This window comes from Blautia wexlerae DSM 19850, from assembly GCF_025148125.1.
Taxonomy (GTDB): domain Bacteria; phylum Bacillota; class Clostridia; order Lachnospirales; family Lachnospiraceae; genus Blautia_A; species Blautia_A wexlerae.
In genome coordinates, this window is record NZ_CP102267.1 from 1,241,527 (window position 1) to 1,261,096 (window position 19,570).

Genomic DNA, 19,570 nt, shown 5'->3' on the forward strand with positions numbered 1-19,570 from the left:
GATTTCACTGCACCAGAATTTAGTCTTGCACATAAGGCATGTGGAATTTAGTCTCGCACACTATTTTCAGATGCCCGGTTAGTATGCATAAAAACATAAATCATGAGTGCTTACAGGTTTATTATAAGACAAAAAAATAGAATTGTTAAGGTGCATTACAGAATTTAATCCCGCATAGTTACTGAGATAATCCACAGCTGGAATTTAGTTTTTCATTTAAGTAGGTAGTAGAAAAAACAACAGAATCTGAGAAAAGAGTTATCAGGGAGAAATAAAAATGCAGATAATATCCAGTTATGGTGTGGAATTACGAAAACAGAATATCCCGATCCGCCAGACACTGGAAATCTACCGTTCTGCTGTCAGCTATCTGATTGGGATTTATGTGAAGGTATGGGAAGAATTAGCAGAAATCCCGGATGCAAAGAGGCGTTTTAATGCTGCAGAACATCTGGTACATACTACGAAGAAAAACCATGCCTGTTTTGATTTTGATATCCGGTTCCCAAAGATGCCTTCCTATCTGCGCAGATCTGCCATCCAGCATGCACTGGGGACAGTATCCTCTTATAAAACACGGCTGGATCTATGGGAAAAGACCGACGGAAAGAGCGGGAAACCAAAGCTTGTATATGAAAACCACGCCATGCCGGTCTTCTACCGTGATGTCATGTATCGTGAAGGCGCAGAAGGGAAAGACGAAGCATACCTGAAACTCTATGACGGTCATGACTGGAAATGGTCCTGTGTACGTCTGGATCATACGGATATGGAATATCTGAGAAAATGCTGGTCAGGGAAAAAGGCATCTGCCCCGACTCTGGAAAAGAGACACCAGAAGTATTTTTTGCGTTTTTCCTATAAAGAGGAAGTAACACTTACCAAAACACCTGTGAAAGAACAGATCATCTGCAGCGTGGACTTAGGGATCAATACCGATGCAGTCTGTACGATCATGCGGGCAGACGGAACTGTCCTGGGAAGAAGATTCATAGATCATCCCAGTGAAAAAGACCGGATGTACCGCACACTGGGACGGATCCGCAGATCCCAGAGGGAACATGGCTCTGCGCAGACACAGGGAAGATGGGCATATACGAAACGTCTGAACACAGAACTGGGTAAAAAGATTGCAGGTGCGATTGTAAGATATGCGGAAGAAAACCATGCAGATGTGATCGTGTTCGAGTATCTGGAGATGCAGGGGAAGATATCGGGAAAGAAAAAACAGAAACTGCACCTGTGGAGAAAAAGAGATATCCAGAAGTGTTGTGAACATCAGGCACACAGGAAAGGGATGCGGGTATCCAGGATCTGCGCATGGAATACCAGCAGATTGGCTTATGATGGTTCCGGGGCGGTAACACGTGACTGGGAAAATCACAGCCTCTGTACTTTCCAGACAGGAAAACGATATAATTGTGACCTGTCAGCATCCTATAATATAGGGGCGAGATATTTTATAAGGGAACTTTTAAAATCCCTTCCGGCAACGGAAAGGTCTTTACTGGAGGCAAAAGTCCCTCCTGTAAAGCGTAGAACCTCATGCGTCTATGCAGATCTGAGGAAACTCCATTCAGAAATGGAACGTTTAAAAGCAGCATAGATACAGGCAGATATACAGTGGACTACCTGTAATGTGGGAACCTGCCATATCTGGCATGGGAAATGCGCATAACTGCGTACCTAAGTTACAGGCGTATCCGCCGATATTCAGTCGGACGCCTAAAGCGTCTGGAAGCATGTGACTTCAGTCATGTGAGGTTCACAAGGAACTGACAGGATCTGGAAGGTCGGAATTATATACGGATCTGATAAAACTGATTGTAAAAATCTCGGACTATATCTTCCAGGATGAAGAGAAGATCCAGAAAGGGATAGGTGATGCTATGGGTGGAAAAGTTTTGGAACTGGAATCGGAAAGGTTAAGAGCGGAAGGGGAAGCACGTGGCAAGGCGATTGGCGAATCTATTGGAGAAGCGCGTGGCAAGGCAATTGGCGAATCTATTGGCAAAGCAATTGGCGAAGTCAGAGGAGAAGAACGCCTTAGTGTTTTGATTAATAAACTTATTCTTGATAAGAGAAATGATGAGATTCAGATCGTAGTGACAGATGCTAAAAAGCGCAGGCAGTATTATGATGAGTATGGACTTTAGAACCGAGGTGTGGAAGATCATTCCTTTGATTTGTATATTCCGCATTGTGGAGATTCTGTAAAAGAGTGTTTTCTCAGACGTATTCCGGGGATAATAAGGGAAGTAATTATTTGTAATCGGGATATTGACAAATTATGGACAAAATGTTAAGATGGTTTCGTAAAAAACGAATAGCGTTTAGCGCACATGTACAGCTCATTACTACGGTAATGATTGAAGAATCGTTGGGTGAGAATCCCAAACAGGGCTTTCGTCCCTTGTAGTATATTCAGTCTGCAATTCACTGTATTCTTGTAGAAGTATTCATAAGGGATACTTTAATATAAAGGATAGGAGTGGATTCTTGGTTTGTACATTGATATTCCCTGCCGAATCCGGCAGGGATTTTTTTTGCACTTTGATAACAGAATATCGGAAGTAACGTTATCTCTTTATCTTTAGCTTTTGGAAATCCGGTGAGATACCGGTACGGTTTCATCCCCACTGTAATAAGGACGAACACTGCGAAGCCATTGGAAATTATTTCTGAGAAGGGCAGTAAGTAGGTTAGAGTATGTCTGAAAAATACTCTGGAACTTTAAGTCAGGAGACGGGCTTTAGAGTGTGTGTGAAAATGAAGAATGGACATATGCAGGCAGAGCAGAGGTTTATTTTTTGCACCCTTTTTTAGGGAAAACAGATATCAACGCAGTCTGAATGATTGTGAAAAGATATATTTTGCAGAATAACCTGCAAAAGAACAAACTATATTTTAATTTCAAGGAGGAAACGAAATGAACATGAAAGTAAGAAAAAGCGTGATTGCATTCTTAATGGCAACAACAATGGTAGGAAGCACAGCAGTACCGGCTATGGCAGATACAGTAACTGCAAAAGTGTCTATAAAGACAACTGGTTTAACAGGAAAAAATAGTGCGTCACCAGACATTGTGCCAGAAAAAGTTGTTACAGTAACAAATTCCAACGGTTCTGTTACTGCACTAGATGTTCTGAAAGCAGTTTCGGGATCTGATACTGAAACAAAAGAGACTTTAAATGGTAAAACTTATCATTATCAAGGAGTTTTAAGTTGGTATGATAGTCAGTATGGAAATTATATTCCAGCTGTTAAAATGGAAAATCATGCTAATAGCGATTTAGGGAAAGTATTTGCAGATGATGGTACAGCAAATAAAACAGCAAACTCTCTTGCTAACGGAAGAGGAAAATATTTCAAATTATCAAATCTTAATACAACAGAAACAGAAAGCATGAAGGTTACAAAAAATTCAACCTGGAACAATATAGTACATAAAACAGATTGGCTTTCTGAGAAAGACTATAATAATTATTCAGGTTGGATGACTATTATTGATGGTAATACAGATAACTTAGGTGTTGATACTGTACTTTCCGACACTAAAGAACACACTGTATGCTTAGATTTTTCTATGATGATGGGATTAGATCTTGGATTTTCCAGTTATGTTCAGCAGGGAGATCAGTGGATTCAGGTTCCGGGTTGGAAATAAAGTAAATTTTAATAGCAAATAAAAAGATGAAGATACTAATGCTTTATAAAGTTTCACTTTATAAAGCATTAGTTCTTCGTCTTTTTCATATTATTTTAATTTTAGGGTGTAAATAGATATGAAGAAAAAGAAAAAAAAAAAAAATCTTATATCAGTTAATATTCTCAGCTTTTCTATTATTTAGTAATGCCTATCTTGTAAAAGCTAATTCAGATATATTATCACAAGATTCAACAGGGAAATACTGTATTAATACAGAACAAGATTATTATAATTTTATCGAAAATATACAAAATTATAATAATAAAACGGTTATACTATGTAATGACATTGACATTTCAGATGTTCCAGAAGCAACATCTAGTTTTGGCGGCATATTGAACGGAAAAGGACACACCATTACATATGCTTCAAAAGAAGCAAAAGAAAACATTGCTGTATTTCCTTTTCGTATAAATGACAATGGAATTGTAGAAAATATAAATGTACAAATTGATGAATCATATGCATATAATAGCGAAACAGATGAATTTCAAACTGTCTTTTCGCAATGTGATGGAATTGCAAAAGGAATAACAATTAAAGGAAACGTAACTTGTATTTATGACGATGAAGATGAAGATGTTTCAATAGGTGCAATCGAGGGAAATGGAACTTTAATGGATTCTTCCATAGCGATAACTTACGATTTGCAGAGTGAAAAAACAATCGAAGAAATAGCTGAGGATATTGTTGAGAATGATTTAGAATTTGAATTTTGTCAATTAGGAACAACTTATGCTGGAATAACTTACCAAAATTGTATAGGATATGGACAGTATTCGGAAGCAATAAAGTCATTAGCAGATGAACTGGAACCCAAAATAGAAGATAATACATGGGGAAATCTATGTGTTTCATTTACACGAAAAAGTTTTTCTAGTACGTCAGCAAGTGCAACCAATTGTTATTATGATAAAGAAAATATGCCAGACATTAAAATCAGGTCTGAATATATTGCAAATAGAGATAATAATAAAGAGTTTCCTAATTATGCTGATTTTGGCAAAACTACGTCTGAAATGAAAAACCAGGGAACTTATGAAGGGTTTGACTTTAATAAAAAATGGACTATTTCCCCAGAAGATAATAATGGCTATCCATATTATAATCTACAAACCGAAGAAATAACTCTTAAAGTTCAGGCTTCCACTGAACCTAAAGTATGGAGTACAAGCGTACCCAGAGATTATAATCGTTTTGTTGATTATGCTAAAAATTATCATTTCCCATATCAAGTAGATATTATAGATGGTGAAAAAAAGAATATTTACGATGACGGTAATAATAATGTTGTAAATGTGATAGGTGTAAAATTTACAGATTTAACTGATGAACAACAATCTATTATTGAAAAATATGGTATAGAAGTAGTTTTGCCATCTGATGATGTAAAGAAAGATATAAAATCTGCTACAATTGATACGAGTTTTTTAGGCGAACGTCCATTAAGCGTAGAATGGATTAATATGCCTATTTTGAAATTTAAAGATGGAAAAGAAGAACAAGCAGAAGAAGATGGGTATAGTTTCAAAGTTGAAGTAGTTGACGGTACTGGTGAAGTTGTAGACAATGGAGCTAAGGGAAACTCAAGTAATCCAAGTCATTGGCCATCTTACTATGAAAAAGCTAAAAAGGCTTGTAACATTATTATGAACTATTGCCAAAATAAAAATGCCTTTGGATCTAAAGAATCCCCATCCTATGAAAATACAGATATTTGGGCCATTTTTACAGCAGCTAGATGCGGCTATATTCCATATGGAGATACAAATTATTTTGACAAATGGTTTGCAAATACCAAAGAGTATTTGCAGTTACTTAAAAATCAGGGAACTGATGTTTCTCAATGGAAGACAACAGAACTTTCAAAATTAATTTTAGCTATTGAAGCTATTGGATATGATCCAAGGGACATTTCGTCTGTAGACCTTCTTTCGGCAGTTGGATCAAGAAAAAGCACAGAACTTACTTATACAACTGTATATGCTATTAATGCAATAAAAGCAGGTGGGTATACCGCTGACACTTTTAAAGATACAGAACTTAACCAATGGGCACATGATACAGCAAAAGCTTTGTCAAATGCCGAAGACAAAATTTTTGCAAATGCCGACAATACCATAGGATGGCAGCCACTTATTTTCTGGTACAAAAAGCCTGGTTACGATGATGTAACAGAAGCTGTAGACAAGGCATTACATAAGCTTCCAGCAATTGCACAACGTTCAACAGGTTCATTCTGTACACCAGGATTTGAAACAGGATGTATGTCTTATGGAAACAACGCATGGAATGATGCACAGGCAATGCTTTTTGCAGGAACGTTTGGTGTAAATGTTTTAGATTCTTCCAGTGGATATACTAAGAATGGAAACAATATTCTTGATGCATTCTTTGATCTGGTAGATGTAGATGATGTTCTTGACGGAAGTATTCATGGATTCACAAATTATGATGTTCCGCAGATTGCACGTGGTCTGGATGCATTTATCAGACAATATGAAAAAACATCCAGCTTCTGGGAATTTACAGACGTAACCGTTCCAACCAGATCCGTTAACGACATGATCCTTGCCCTTAACGATAACAGTTCGAAAGAAGACATCAAAGCAGCGAGAGAGGCTTACGATAAATTAGATGAAACTCACAAGGCAATCTTTAACAAGGATACACTCAGAAAGCTTCTTGCAGCAGAGACTGGTTCAGGTAATTCTATTGAAAAAGCTATGGCAGCCATTGATGCGATCCCAGCAGCGGATAAGCTGACAATGGATGACAAGGCGGCTGTAGAGAAAGCAAGAACTCTTTATAATTCACTGAATGATGAAGAGAAATCTGTAATTACAAATTACTCTAAGCTGACTGAAGCAGAGGCTAAGATCAGAGAACTCGAGAAACAGCAGGAGCAGAAAGATAAGGATAAGAAAGCGGCAGAGAAGGTTATCGCTGATATTGATGCGCTTCCTTCTTCTTCTGAACTGACTCTTGATCCGTATGTTCTGCAGCTTCTTGACCGCGTACAGGCAGAGTACAATGCTCTTACGGATGCGCAGAAGGCTCTGGTTACGAATTACAGTACGTTACAGTATCTGAGAAATCTGATCCCTGATCTGAAGGCTGCGGCTGCAGTTGTTGATAAGATCAAGGCGATCGGTGAGGTTACTTCCGATAATTATCTGAAGAAACAGGCTCTTGTAGTGGAAGCCAGAACGGCTTATGATGCCCTGACAGCAGATCAGAAGAAGCGTGTGACAAACTATGCAGAGCTTGAAAAAGCGGAGTTGTTTATCAGCAGACAGAGTACGGATGAGAAGGTTGCTTATGTGATCTCCTTTATCGATGAACTGAATATCACTACTTCATCTTCAGGTGCTCTTTCTGACGGACCTCTGAGACTGACAGAGAAGAATAACAATGTTCCGACAGAGAAAATCTGGAATGACTGGAAGGCTTATGTGGTAAATGCAAGAGCATTGTATGATACGCTTGATGACCAGCAGAAAGCCCAGGTTACAAATACAGCTTCTCTGGAGAAAGCAGAAGGTTATATTTACCAGCTGAAAGCCGATGCGCTCAAGGCAATGCTTAAAGCACTCCCGGATGCGCAGACAGTACGAGGATATGAGGCACCTCAGCCGACTACAGTTCCATCAGCACAGGAGGCAGCTTCTGTTGAAGAGGAACAGGCGGTACCGGCACAGTCTGAGGAATCTGATTTCTCAGATGGAAGTGCGGACGCATTCAGCAGTGATGAAGTTGAGGAGCAGGCAGCTGAGACAGTGGATATCCCTCAGGCAGAATCAGCTGAAGATACTGAAGATGTCCAGACAGATGTTGATTTCTCCTCTGATGAAGAAGTTCCGGCAGCAGGTGATACCTCTAAGCGTGAACTTACAGAAGCAGAGCTGAAACAGATTGCAGAAGCCAAGAATGCTTATGACAGATTAACAGAAACAGAAGAGAAGAAATTCAGAAGCGAGAACACCGCACTGGTTGAGAATATGGAGAAGCTTCTTGCCATGGCACTGACTTATGAGAAAGGCCAGAGTGCATATCAGCAGTTCTTCGCAGATGAAGCAGCACAGATTTATGCAACAGTAAAAGATCACCCGGTAGACAGAGATTCCTACGCAGATGTTAAGGCTTTCCTTGACCGTTATGCTAAGGATTATCAGGGACAGGAAGATGCCATGGCAGGCCTGAAAGTCAAAGTCGGCAGTCAGGAGATGACTTTTGCAGAGGTTATCGCAGCACTGACGGCACAGGCTGACAAGGCAGGTAAGGACATTTCAGATGCACAGCAGGCAGATGAGTGGATCAGCAATCTTCCGACTGCTGTTACCAAAGAGAACATTGCAAATGTAGAAGCAGAGCTTGCAGCACTTCAGAAGCTGATCGACGGCATGAGTGTGGAAGGCAAGTCCTATATGTGGAATGCGAAGCAGTTAGGGCTGATCAAGACGATCGTGGCAGATTACCACATTGAACTTGCGGGCAAACAGGGTGCATTTAAGGCAGATATGCCTGCAGATCTTCAGACAAAGGCAATCAACTATAAGACTGTCCAGATCAGCTGGAGCAGCGTGGATAACGCAGACGGATACATGGTATACCGCAGAACTGCAGACAGCGGATGGAAGAAGATCGCATCCCGGGTAACAGACATTTCCTATAAGGATCAGAAAGCAGTTACAGGAACAACCTATTATTATACTGTTAAGGCGTACTCTTACGCATGGGGCGAGATGACTGTAAGCAGCTATGACAAAGATGGTGTTGCAGGAAAAGCCAGACTTGGCAAAGTAAAGATTGCTACGGCAAATTCTGAAAGCTACAGTACGATCCGCGTAACATGGAATAAGGTTTCCGGTGCAAATGGATACAGAGTATACCGTTCCACTTCAAAGGATGGCAAGTATACAGCGATTGGTTCCACTGCAAAGAACAGCGCAGTTACATTCCTAGATAAGAAAGCAGTTACCGGTAAGACTTATTATTACAAAGTACGTGCTTACCGCAATGTAAGCGGAAAGAAAGTATACGGAAGCTATTCAGCAACAGAGAAAGCAAAGGCAGTACTTTCTGCTCCGACCCTGTCCGCAGGCTCAACTTCAAAGACAGCAGTGCTTGAATGGAGTAAGGTAAAGGGTGCCGATGGCTATCAGGTATATGCCAGCGATTCCCAAAATGGTACCTATACCCGCATAAAGATCACCAAAGGTACAGGTGCGACAGACGAGAGCCTCCTCACCGGAAAGACCCGTTACTATAAAGTACGTGCTTACAGAAAAGTAAACGGAAAAGCAGTTTATGGCTCTTTCTCAAAGATTAAAAAAGTAACTGTTAAATAATAAAATCAGTATGCAGTGTGTTATCAACACACTGCATACCCCAAAAGAAGGTAAGAGAATGAAAAAAGCATTTATAATTATAATTTTATGTATGATTTTGCAAATTTTTACAGTTACTGTATATGCAAATGATAGCAATGTAAATATTGTAAGCGCTGATAATTATGAATCACGGGAATTTAATCAATGGAAGCGCGCTAAGTATGATTTTTCATTTAATGTATCTACCGAAAAGAAAACTATAAAGGCATTATGTAGTGCTGTGTTAACTGCAACTGGAACAGCAATTGGATCTTGCGGAGGTGAAGGAGCAGCTATAGCAGGAAGTGCAATTGGAGCGGGAATTTCTTCTTATGCGAGTGATTGTATAGAGGAACATTACAGTAAATTCAAAAAAAAGGGATATGGTACTTCAATTACAGCTATGTATGGTTCAAAATTGCGCGTGATTATATCAATATATTCAGATTCAGCAAGAACAAAATTAGTTTCTGAATATAAAATGTCTACAGATTCCTATCCTGTATAATTTATATATATGAATAAAATAAAAATATTTTTGCTGACTATTTCATTAATGTTTTTGGCGAGCCTGGCAGCTATATTTATATCAAGAGAATTTATATTCCACAATAAAATTTCAGATTTGAGCTGCCTGTTAAACATATGGAAAGATACTTATGGATGGAATTTTCTGATAAATGTAATAATCGCTCTGATAATTGCTGCAAAATTTGGAAAGAATGATACAAAAAAATAAGGCAGATGTCCTTTCTACCTGCTATATGACAGGGGGAGAGTCATCTGTCATTTTGTAATTTCAGGAATTGCGGGTGCTATTTTACCCGGATGTAATTTTTTAGATTAAAAACGCGGAGGAAACAAATGAATAAACAATGGATGGCACTGCTTCTCAGTACAGGAATTGCTGTGACCGCATGTCCTGTACCCGCAGCCCAGATGCCACCGGCTGAGCAGATACACGGGGAGGCAGAAGAAACTTCTGTCCCTGTACAGCATGATGATTCTGACGACAGAGAAACTGCGAATGAATTCCAGTCTGACACCGAACCATCTCAGTCAGAGACAGACGATGGCGCGGCCGGAAATGAAGAAGAAAATAATGAAGCCGGTGAAGAAAAGCTGGATATACCAGCCATGATTTCCTGTATTCAGGAAGCAGCGGCGCTCGAAGAAATTGATCTGTCCTCAGAAACGGTCTCGAAGTTCTTTCTTGCCAGTGACACCTATGACAGTCTGACAGAAGAGGAGCAGGCAGAAATTGATGCCGGAGTCAAAGAGGCTCTTGAAACTGTCCGAAACCGTATTGCGGCACTGATTTCTTCTGACAGTGGAGTGACCGCCACGGGAAATCCCTGGTATGTGCAGACCCATGTGCAGGAGAACCCGGATCAGGAACAGACTATACAGGAGCTCTCCGAAGCATATCCGGGGACTCTTCCACAGCTTCTTTATGATATAAATATTTCCTATACGGATATCCGTACAGGAGAAAGCTATCAGCCAATGACGATGATCTCTCTGACATTTCCTGTCCCGGATGGATATGAGAGTCTGACGAAACCGAGGGTTCTTAGAAGTACCGGGGATTCGTTTATGGAACTGACCCCTCAGACGACAGAAGATAACCGATTCTATCTGGACAGTGCCAGAACTTTAAACCATCTGATCATTGCTGACTTTCCCGCAGGACTTCAGGGAATCTCTCTTAACAGTAAATCCGTTAAGATCAACCGGGGGCAGAAATACACCCTGAAGGTGGTTCCGATACCGGAATCGGTTACGGAAGAGTATACAGTGACATGGAAAAGCAGTGACACTTCTGTTGCGAAAGTAAGCAAAAAGGGAGTTGTCACAGCAGTAAAGAATGGCAAAGCTACGATTACCGCTTCTGTAACACAACACCCGGAAATGACGGCCTCCTGTAAGGTAACGGTCATGCAGGGAGCAAATGCCCTGAAGAAATCGGTCAGTCAGGTTATGGCAGAGACCAGCGCCTATATGCGTGCAACAGATACCAATCCTTCTGTTGGCAGCGAATGGTATGTGCTTGGGCTGGCAAGAGGCGGTTTAAGCCTGAAGGAGAAATATTTCTCTACCTATTATAATCACACGGCAAATTATATCGAGGAAAAGAAGGGAATCCTTACCAATACCTCCAAATATACAGAATATTCCAAGAGAATCCTGGTCCTGACCTCGGAGGGGAAGGATGCCCGCAATGTGGGGGGTTACAATCTGTTTCAATATATCTCTGATCTCAGCCTTGTGAAGGAACAGGGATTAAACGGCCCGATCTGGGCACTCCTTGCCCTTAACTGCCACCCGGAATATTCTTTCCCGGAGAACCCGTCTGCGAAGGAGCAGAATTCGGAATCTGCGCTGGTGAATTTCCTGCTGCAGAGTGAACTCCCGGGTGGCGGATGGACGCTGATGGGGAGTAATGCAGATTCTGATATCACCGGCATGACACTGCAGGCGCTGGCACCGTATTATCATAAATCAGGTTATGAGAATGTGACTGCTGCCATTGACAGAGGGCTGAATAAATTGTCGGAAATGCAGAACGACAGCGGTGGATATTCCACGATGGGTGTGGAGACAGAGGAGTCCTGTGCACAGATCATCACGGCTTTATGCAGCCTTGGGATTGACCCGGAGACGGATTCGCGTTTCATCAAGGGCGGCCACTGGACAATAGAGAATCTTCTTTCCTATCATATCGATGGAAGTGGATTTATGCATGTAAAGGCGGGTGCCGGAAATAACGGCGGGGCGGCAGCAGGCACTCTGGACGGGATGGCTACGGAGCAGGGATATTACGCACTGGTTGCCTACCAGCGCCTGAAGGATGGCAAGACGAGCCTTTATGATATGTCAGATGTGAGTATCAAAAAAGGTGGCAAGGGAGATGGTTCCGGTACCGGTCTGAAAGAACCCACGCCGATTCCTACCCCGACGCCGGTTCCTGCCACAACACCGTCAGGCGGCAATACGAAAACGCCGGGTGGATCCGGGAAATCTCTGGGTGGTAAGTCTTCCGGCAGCAAAAGCTCCACGGGTTCCGAAAGCTCAGGAAAGGATAGTGGCTCCGGTTCAAAGGATTCTAAAAACAGTAAATCAAAGAACAGTAAGTCATCAAAGGATAAGAATTCCGGCGGCTGGGATTTCGAAGCAGAGCCTTATACAGAGTCGGAAGAGACTTCACAGATGGATACCGGTGAGGATGGATATCAGGAAACTGCCGGGGAGAGTGGAACCGGAAGTCTGACCTCAAAGAAGAAAGAATATGGTATGATCTTTGGTTTTGCGGCAGGCGGTGCTCTGGCGGGAGGACTGGCAGGCAGCGGCATTAAGGCCGGAGTGAGGGCTCTTATTAAGAAGCGGAGGAAGAAGAAATGAGGATAAAGAAAAAGGGACTTGCCCTGTGGCTTGCACTGTTTCTGGGGGTAAGTTCGCTCTCAGGTTGTGGCGGCGGGGATGACGGCATGACACAGCTTTCCGAAAAAGGAGCTGAGATCTTAAACAGCACGGAGGAAGATTCTGATACAGATGTGGAACCTTTGAAGCAGAAAACAAAGCTTCCTGAGGACGGAATCATCACCCAGGCACAGATGGAAACGATCGCCGGAAAGGACGAAAAGTATTATTTTACCGGAAAAACGGACAGCGGGATCAGTTATAAATGGACTTACAATGGAAGCCAGATTCAGAATCCGGTGGAGCAAAAACTTCTGGTACAGTGCAGTGAAGATGGAACAGAAGAGGTAAAGAAGCTTGCCAATGATGCGCCTTATGCGTTGAAAGTCACACTGGAGAAGATGAATCTGGCAGCGCCTGCGAAGCTGACCCTGAATCTGAAAGAAAAATGGGACGCGGATAAGGTTCTTTACTGTCTGGAAGAAGATGGAAAGCTTTATCAGCTTGATACTGCAAAGATTACTACCAGAGAAACCGGAAAGAAAAAAACAGAGCGCACAACACTTACCTTTAACGTGACTAAGACAGGAGGAGATTTCTATCTGATCGGCGGTTCTACCACAGGTGAATCTACGGATGAATCCGATGACAAATCCAAGGGCACTGCTGATAATAAGGATACACAAAACGGTGAAAATTCCACTGGAAGTTCTGGCGGTCAGTCCAGCACAGATGGAAATACCAGTTCCGGACAGACAGACTCTTCCGGCGATGGAACAGGCAATACAGACACTTCCGGTGGCGATGACAGCTCAGATACAGCCATGACCTGTACTTTCTCTATCGAGTGTTCTACGATCCTGAATAACTGGGATGATCTGAAAGAGTCCAAGGCAGAATTTGTGCCTGCGGACGGCTGGATCCTGTATCCTTCGGAGGTGGAGTTCTATGAGGGGGAGACGGTATTTGATGTGCTGAAGCGTGTATGTAATCAGGCCGGTATTCAGATGGAGTCGGAGTGGACACCTATGTATAACAGTTATTATGTATCCGGTATCAATAACCTGTATGAGTTTGACTGTGGCAAGGATTCCGGATGGATGTACTGTGTCAACGGCTGGTATCCGAATTATGGCTGCTCGAAATATACGCTGGAGGACGGCGATACGGTAGAATGGCGTTATACCTGCAATCTTGGCAGGGATGTGGGGGATCAGTATTATGACTGATGCTTTTTCCAGGTGCCATCCTGTTTTAAATTTCTTTTATTTTGCCGTGGTGCTGGGGTTTACCATGTTTATCCAGCACCCGGTTTACCTGGCAGTCTCTTTTGTGGCTGCCACAGCTTACTCCATGTGGCTTAACGGAGTAAAGAAGGTTCTGAAAATCAATTTTCTTCTGACGCTACCGAGTCTCCTTATCGTGGCACTCTTAAACCCGATGTTTAACCATTACGGAGTCACACCGCTTCTTTATATAGAAAGCAGCGGAAACTGGGTTACGCTGGAGGCAATGGTATATGGAATCGTTCTGGGATGTGTACTTTTTATTATGATTTTGTGGTTCTCCTGCTATAACCAGATCATGACAAGTGATAAATTTATCTATCTTTTTGGCAGGATTATCCCTGCGATGTCTCTGATGCTGTCTATGGCGCTTCGGTTTGTGCCTCACTTTATGGCCCAGCTGAAGGTGATCCGCAATGGACAGAAATGCGTGGGGATGGATGTGAGCAATGGCAAATGGTTTAAGAAGATCCGTTATGCGTTAAATATGGTGTCCATTCTTGTCACATGGGCACTGGAAAATGCGATTGAGACGGCTGATTCCATGAAAAGCCGTGGCTATGGGTTAAGAGGACGTACGGCTTTTTCTATTTACCGTTTTAACAGAAGGGATAAACTACTGGGAACTATGCTTGTCGGGCTTTGTGTGATTTTCGGATATGGATGTTACCGGGGAGCTGCTTTTGCACAGTACAATCCCAGAATCCTGCTTGCCGGTTTTACTGTTTTCGGAAGGGTTCCGAAGCAGTCGTGCAGTCCGCTGCTGGCTGCTGTCACATTTGTCAGCTTTGGTGTGTTCTGTTTTCTGCCGCTGATTCTGGATCTGTGTGAGGAATCTGCCATGAAGAAAAGCAGAAGCCACGTACAGGGAGAGATGGCAGTGACCTACAGAAAGATTTATGAAGATATGGAAGGAGAAGCGAGATGAAGATAATAGAAGTGAGAGATTTTTCCTTCCGTTATGCGAATGGCAGCAGGGAGTCACTGTCTCATGTGTCACTGGATGTGGAGGAGGGTACCTTTAATGTGCTGTGCGGTAAGAGTGGCTGTGGCAAGAGTACGCTGCTTCGCCAGCTGAAGTCGGATCTGGCTCCTTTTGGCAGCAGTTCCGGGAAAATCTGTTATTATGGGCGGGATTTGAAGGAAGTCGGCCACCGGCAGCAGAGCCAGGAAATTGGCTATGTACTGCAAAATCCCGAAAATCAGATCGTGACAGATAAGGTGTGGCATGAGCTTGCATTTGGTCTGGAAAGTCTGGGGTATGATACGCCTACGATTCGTCTGAGAGTGGCAGAGATGGCAAGCTATTTCGGGATTCATCAGTGGTTTTATAAGAATGTCTCGGAGCTGTCCGGAGGGCAGAAGCAGCTTTTAAACCTGGCGGCGATCATGGCTATGCACCCGAAACTTCTGATTCTGGATGAGCCGACTTCTCAGCTTGATCCGATCGCGGCTTCTGATTTTCTGGAAACGGTGAGAAAGATTAACCGGGATATCGGCACTACCATAATTCTGACGGAGCACCGGCTGCAGGATGTCATTCCGTGGGCGGACAGGGTATATGTGATGGATAAGGGCAGTCTGCTCACGCAGGGGGCGCCACGGGAGATCGGTGAGTTCCTGAAGAGGGAACATCATGGAATGTTTCTGTCTATGCCGGTTCCCATGCAGATTTATGCAGAGGTAGAAAATAATCTGCCATGTCCGCTGACTGTAAAAGAGGGAAGGAACTGGATCACACAGGTGATGGCAGCAACTTCTGATACAGTTTCTGTTTGTGAAGAAAGTTATTTTTGTAAAAATAAACAAAAACTGCAAAAAAAGCTGAATACAGTCAGAGATAAACTGCTGTCTGGTTCCAAAAGCTCTATGCCACCGGCTATTGAGGTAAAGGATGTGTGGTTTCGTTATGAAAAAGACGGAAAGGATGTTGTGCAGGATCTGAACCTGGAAGTAAAGCAGGGAGAATTTTATGCGCTTGTCGGTGGAAACGGAACGGGGAAAAGTACGACTTTATCGCTGATCAGTCGTGTCCGTGCTCCCTACAGAGGCAAGATTCTCCTGAATGGGACTGATATCCGCAGGTATACGGATACCCAGCTTTACAGAGGGTATCTGGGTGTGCTGCCACAGAATCCCCAGAGCATGTTTATCAAGAAGACAGTCCGGGAGGATCTGTATTCTATCATCGGTGGGGCAAAGGAGAAGAAATCTTCCGAATACACTGCCAATATGAGGAAGGCAGAGGCAATCGAGGGAATCGTAAGTCTGACCAGACTGGAAGGACTGCTTGACCGTCATCCGTATGATTTAAGCGGTGGAGAACAGCAGCGTCTTGCACTGGCTAAGGTTCTGCTGTTGCAGCCGAGGCTTCTTCTGATGGATGAACCAACGAAGGGGCTGGATGCAGAATATAAACAGGAACTGGGAGACATTTTAAAGAAGCTCAAAGCTCACGGGATCACTATCTTTATGATCTCGCATGATGTGGAGTTTGTCGCAGAATATGCAGACAGGGTCGGCCTGTTCTTTCAGGGAAATGTGGTGACGTGTAAGAGTGCAAGGGATTTCTTTGCGGGAAACAGCTTTTATACGACTGCTGCCAATCGCATGGCAAGGCATTATTTTCCTGATGCTGTTACCGGAAAGGAGGTGGCTGCGTGCTTGAAGGCAAGGCTTTAGACCAGTTTATGGACCGTTTCTTCGGGGATTCCTGTGCACAGAGCCTGCCCGGGGAAGAGGAATCCGGACAGGAATTAGAGGAATATGAACTGAAAGAGGATGGAATCATTATCCAGCCGATCCATAAAGGAAAGATTGAGAAGCGTACCTGGATCGGTCTGATTATGTTTCTGGCTTTTGTTCCGCTGGTGCTTTTTATCCTGGTTCATAAGTTTCATGGTAAGCATGATGTAGTGATCAGTCTTTTAATACTTGCCTATGCCACGATCCCGTTCTTTATGGTATTTGAGGGCCGGCATCCACAGGCAAGAGAGATTATGGTCATTGCCGTAATGGCGGCTCTTGGGGTCGCAGGCAGGAGTGCTTTCTTTATGATCGGAAGCTTTAAGCCGATTGCGGCCATCGTGATCATTACCGGGGTTTCCTTAGGTGGTGAGGCGGGGTTTCTGTGTGCCTGTCTGATCATGATGATCTCAAATATGTTTTTCGGGCAGGGACCGTGGACACCCTGGCAGATGTTTTCCTATGGAATGATCGGATATCTGGCAGGAATCCTTTTTCAGAAAGGGATTCTCAAAGCCAGGAAGGTGGATCTGTGTATTTACGGATTCTTAAGTGTGTTTCTGATCTTCGGCGGGATCATGAATCCGGCATCTATTCTGATGGCATACGGATACATCACAAAGAAGAGCCTGATCGCGTTTTATATCTCAGGTGCACCGGTAGATCTGGTGCAGGCAACTTCTACGGTAATCTTCCTGTGGATCCTAAGCAGGCCTCTGCTGGAGAAACTGGAGAGAGTAAAAAGAAAATACGGGCTGCTGCAGCGGCCCGAAAATAAGGAGGAAAATGAATATGACAAAGAATAAGCTATGGCAGGCCATTAAGGGGCTGACTCTTGCAGCCGGAATGGCAGTGGGGATTTTTGCGCTGGGACAGACCGATGTTCTGGCAGATACCCTGACGCTGACTGTGGAGAAGAACACGATCGGCCAGGGTATGATCCTGGATCCTGTACAGGTGGAATTTGCGAAAGGAGAAACCTGTGCAGATGTTCTGCTCCGCGGGTTAAGTGAGAACGGGATTACGCCGCTTTATGACACAAATACAAGTTATGGTTTCTACTTAAGGGGAATTGCCAACTGTGACAGTGGAAGCCTGAATCCACCGGCATGTATCCAGAAGGTTCTCTCCGAGACTTCCACCTGGACCGGTGATGCCTATAAGCTTACTGATAACAAATATGCACCGGATCTGACAGAATTTTCCTACTGCTCCGCATCCGGATGGACGTATACTCTGGATAATGTATTTATGGGTGTCGGAATGGGTGCGAGTCATCCGTCAGACGGAAGTGTCCTGCGTGTTATGTTTGCCCTTTGCGGTGGTACGGACATTACAGGATGTGACCCGTATAATAATAACAGGCAGATTTTTGAGGCGGCAGATAAGAGCGAGCTTATCCGCATGATGGGAAAGGCAAATGCAGAGCGTTCCAGATGGTCCCAGGTCAGCGGATTCTCCGGTGCATATGCCGAAGCGGACAGTGCGCTGACTACGCTGGATGCGTCTGCAAACAGAGTTTATGAAGCGGTTCAGCTGCTTAAAAGTATTGAGTCAAAGCTTCCGGTAGCACCGAAGCTGATCAGCTTAAATGCTTCTGATCTGACTCTTACAAAGGGAGACAGCTATACACTGACTTATACGATTGTTCCGTCTGATGCGGTGGGAACTGTAAGCTGGACTTCTTCCAACAATTCTGTTGCAAGTGTAAACGGTGGTGTGGTAACAGCAGTGGGAGAAGGTTCTGCGGTGATTACTGCGAGAGTTTCCGGAAGTGTCTATGCGACCTGCAATATTTCCGTTTCTTCCAGACCGGTCAGTGTGACAGGGGTGAGTATTTCTCCGTCCAGCCTGAATCTCTCAACGAAAAGCGGTTCCAGGACACTGGATTACACGATCACGCCAAACGGCGCAAAACCGTCCTCTTTGTACTGGGAATCTTCCAACTCTTCTGTAGTAACCGTAGATGGCTCCGGCAAGGTAACTCCTGTGGGTGCCGGTTCTGCAGATATTACACTGACTACGGACAATGGAATGAAAGGCACCTGCCACGTGACTGTTACAGCACCGGCACAGAGCATTGCTTTGAGTGACAAAACGCTGACTCTGGCAATTGATCAGGGAACCTATACCCTGACCTGGACATTCAGTCCGAAGGGAAGCGGCGGGGAACTGGTATGGACCTCTGATAATGCAGGCGTTGCCAAAGTAGACCAGAAGGGTGTTATCACACCTGTTTCTGTAGGAGAAACCGATATCCGTGTAAAAACAGATCAGAATGTAACCGCAGTGTGCCATGTAGTTGTAAAGGGTACTGCGAAAGACCTCTTTGCAGCAGGAATGCCAGAGATCACAACCTGCAAGGCGGCAGGAAATACAGTTCTTCTTACTTGGAATAAATATGAAAATGCAGATTCTTATATTATTTTAAGACGTAAGATGGGTGAAAGCAAATTCGCAAAGATTGCTACGGTCAAAGACCTCTCCTATACAGATACAGCGTTTTCTCCGTCAACTCCTTATTATTACAGTGTACAGGCTGTTTCCACCAAATGGGGCGGTGCTATTAAAAGCAGTTATGACAAAAACTTCTCTGTAACAACCAATGGAATTGCACCGACACCAACTCCGGCACAGACAGTAAAACCGAAAACCCCGGCTGTCACAGTAACTGCCGGTAAGAAACAGGCTACACTGAAATGGAAAAAGGTAAGCGGTGCCAAAGGGTATGTAGTATACCGTGCCACATCCAAATCCGGTAAATATAAGGCAGTATCAACGATTAAAAAGGGAAGCACTGTTTCTTATATAAATAAGAAGCTTACGTCTAAGAAAACATACTATTACAAGGTGCGGGCATATCGTACCGAAAACGGTAAAAGAATATACAGCAGCTATTCTAAAGCAAAGAGCGCTAAGATCAAATAATATAAATTCACACAAGTCCAGTGTGTTAGAAAGCATATTGCTGTGAACAGAAACGATGTTAGAGCGTGTTTGAAAAATTAAAAATATAGGATTGTGCTATTTAAGAAAAT

At 43.4% G+C, this 19,570-nt stretch carries 11 protein-coding genes and 1 riboswitch; all 11 genes read left to right on the forward strand.

Annotation, left to right across the window (positions count from 1 at the left end):
* Positions 1-277 precede the first annotated feature (277 nt).
* The 11 genes from NQ550_RS05750 (at position 278) to NQ550_RS05800 (ending at position 19,460) form a co-directional block, all read left to right on the forward strand.
* Positions 278-1,606, forward strand: a complete 1,329-nt coding sequence (locus NQ550_RS05750; protein ID WP_259839494.1) for an IS200/IS605 family accessory protein TnpB-related protein — start codon at positions 278-280, stop codon at positions 1,604-1,606.
* A 283-nt stretch (positions 1,607-1,889) separates the two neighbouring features.
* Positions 1,890-2,156 carry a hypothetical protein gene (locus NQ550_RS05755; protein WP_025580301.1) on the forward strand — a complete coding sequence of 89 codons (267 nt, stop codon included), beginning with the start codon at positions 1,890-1,892 and terminating at the stop codon, positions 2,154-2,156.
* A gap of 398 nt (positions 2,157-2,554) precedes the next feature.
* A riboswitch (cobalamin riboswitch) is annotated at positions 2,555-2,769 on the forward strand.
* 160 nt (positions 2,770-2,929) lie between these two features.
* Positions 2,930-3,667, forward strand: a complete 738-nt coding sequence (locus tag NQ550_RS05760) for a hypothetical protein (RefSeq protein WP_025580300.1) — start codon at positions 2,930-2,932, stop codon at positions 3,665-3,667.
* Positions 3,668-4,044: 377 nt separating this feature from the next.
* Positions 4,045-9,060, forward strand: coding sequence for a hypothetical protein (locus NQ550_RS05765; protein WP_259839498.1), 5,016 nt, complete (start codon positions 4,045-4,047; stop codon positions 9,058-9,060).
* Between the two features lie 58 nt (positions 9,061-9,118).
* Positions 9,119-9,589: a hypothetical protein gene (locus tag NQ550_RS05770; protein WP_025580297.1), complete on the forward strand. Its 471-nt coding sequence runs from the start codon at positions 9,119-9,121 to the stop codon at positions 9,587-9,589.
* Positions 9,590-9,945: 356 nt separating this feature from the next.
* Positions 9,946-12,483, forward strand: a complete 2,538-nt coding sequence (locus NQ550_RS05775; RefSeq protein ID WP_025580295.1) for an Ig-like domain-containing protein — start codon at positions 9,946-9,948, stop codon at positions 12,481-12,483.
* The gene (locus NQ550_RS05780; protein WP_025580293.1) at positions 12,480-13,730 is read left to right on the forward strand and encodes a DUF4430 domain-containing protein; all 1,251 of its coding nucleotides are present in this window, start codon (positions 12,480-12,482) and stop codon (positions 13,728-13,730) included. The genes NQ550_RS05775 and NQ550_RS05780 overlap by 4 nt, the downstream gene beginning before the upstream one ends.
* Positions 13,723-14,715: an energy-coupling factor transporter transmembrane component T gene (locus NQ550_RS05785; protein WP_025580291.1), complete on the forward strand. Its 993-nt coding sequence runs from the start codon at positions 13,723-13,725 to the stop codon at positions 14,713-14,715. The genes NQ550_RS05780 and NQ550_RS05785 overlap by 8 nt, the downstream gene beginning before the upstream one ends.
* Positions 14,712-16,469: an ABC transporter ATP-binding protein gene (locus tag NQ550_RS05790; protein WP_022380416.1), complete on the forward strand. Its 1,758-nt coding sequence runs from the start codon at positions 14,712-14,714 to the stop codon at positions 16,467-16,469. Before NQ550_RS05785 ends, NQ550_RS05790 begins: the two co-directional genes overlap by 4 nt.
* A complete protein-coding gene (locus NQ550_RS05795; protein WP_022380417.1) occupies positions 16,448-17,338 on the forward strand; it encodes an ECF transporter S component in 891 nt (296 codons plus the stop codon). The genes NQ550_RS05790 and NQ550_RS05795 overlap by 22 nt, the downstream gene beginning before the upstream one ends.
* Positions 17,325-19,460: an Ig-like domain-containing protein gene (locus NQ550_RS05800; RefSeq protein WP_025580289.1), complete on the forward strand. Its 2,136-nt coding sequence runs from the start codon at positions 17,325-17,327 to the stop codon at positions 19,458-19,460. The genes NQ550_RS05795 and NQ550_RS05800 overlap by 14 nt, the downstream gene beginning before the upstream one ends.
* Positions 19,461-19,570 lie beyond the last annotated feature (110 nt).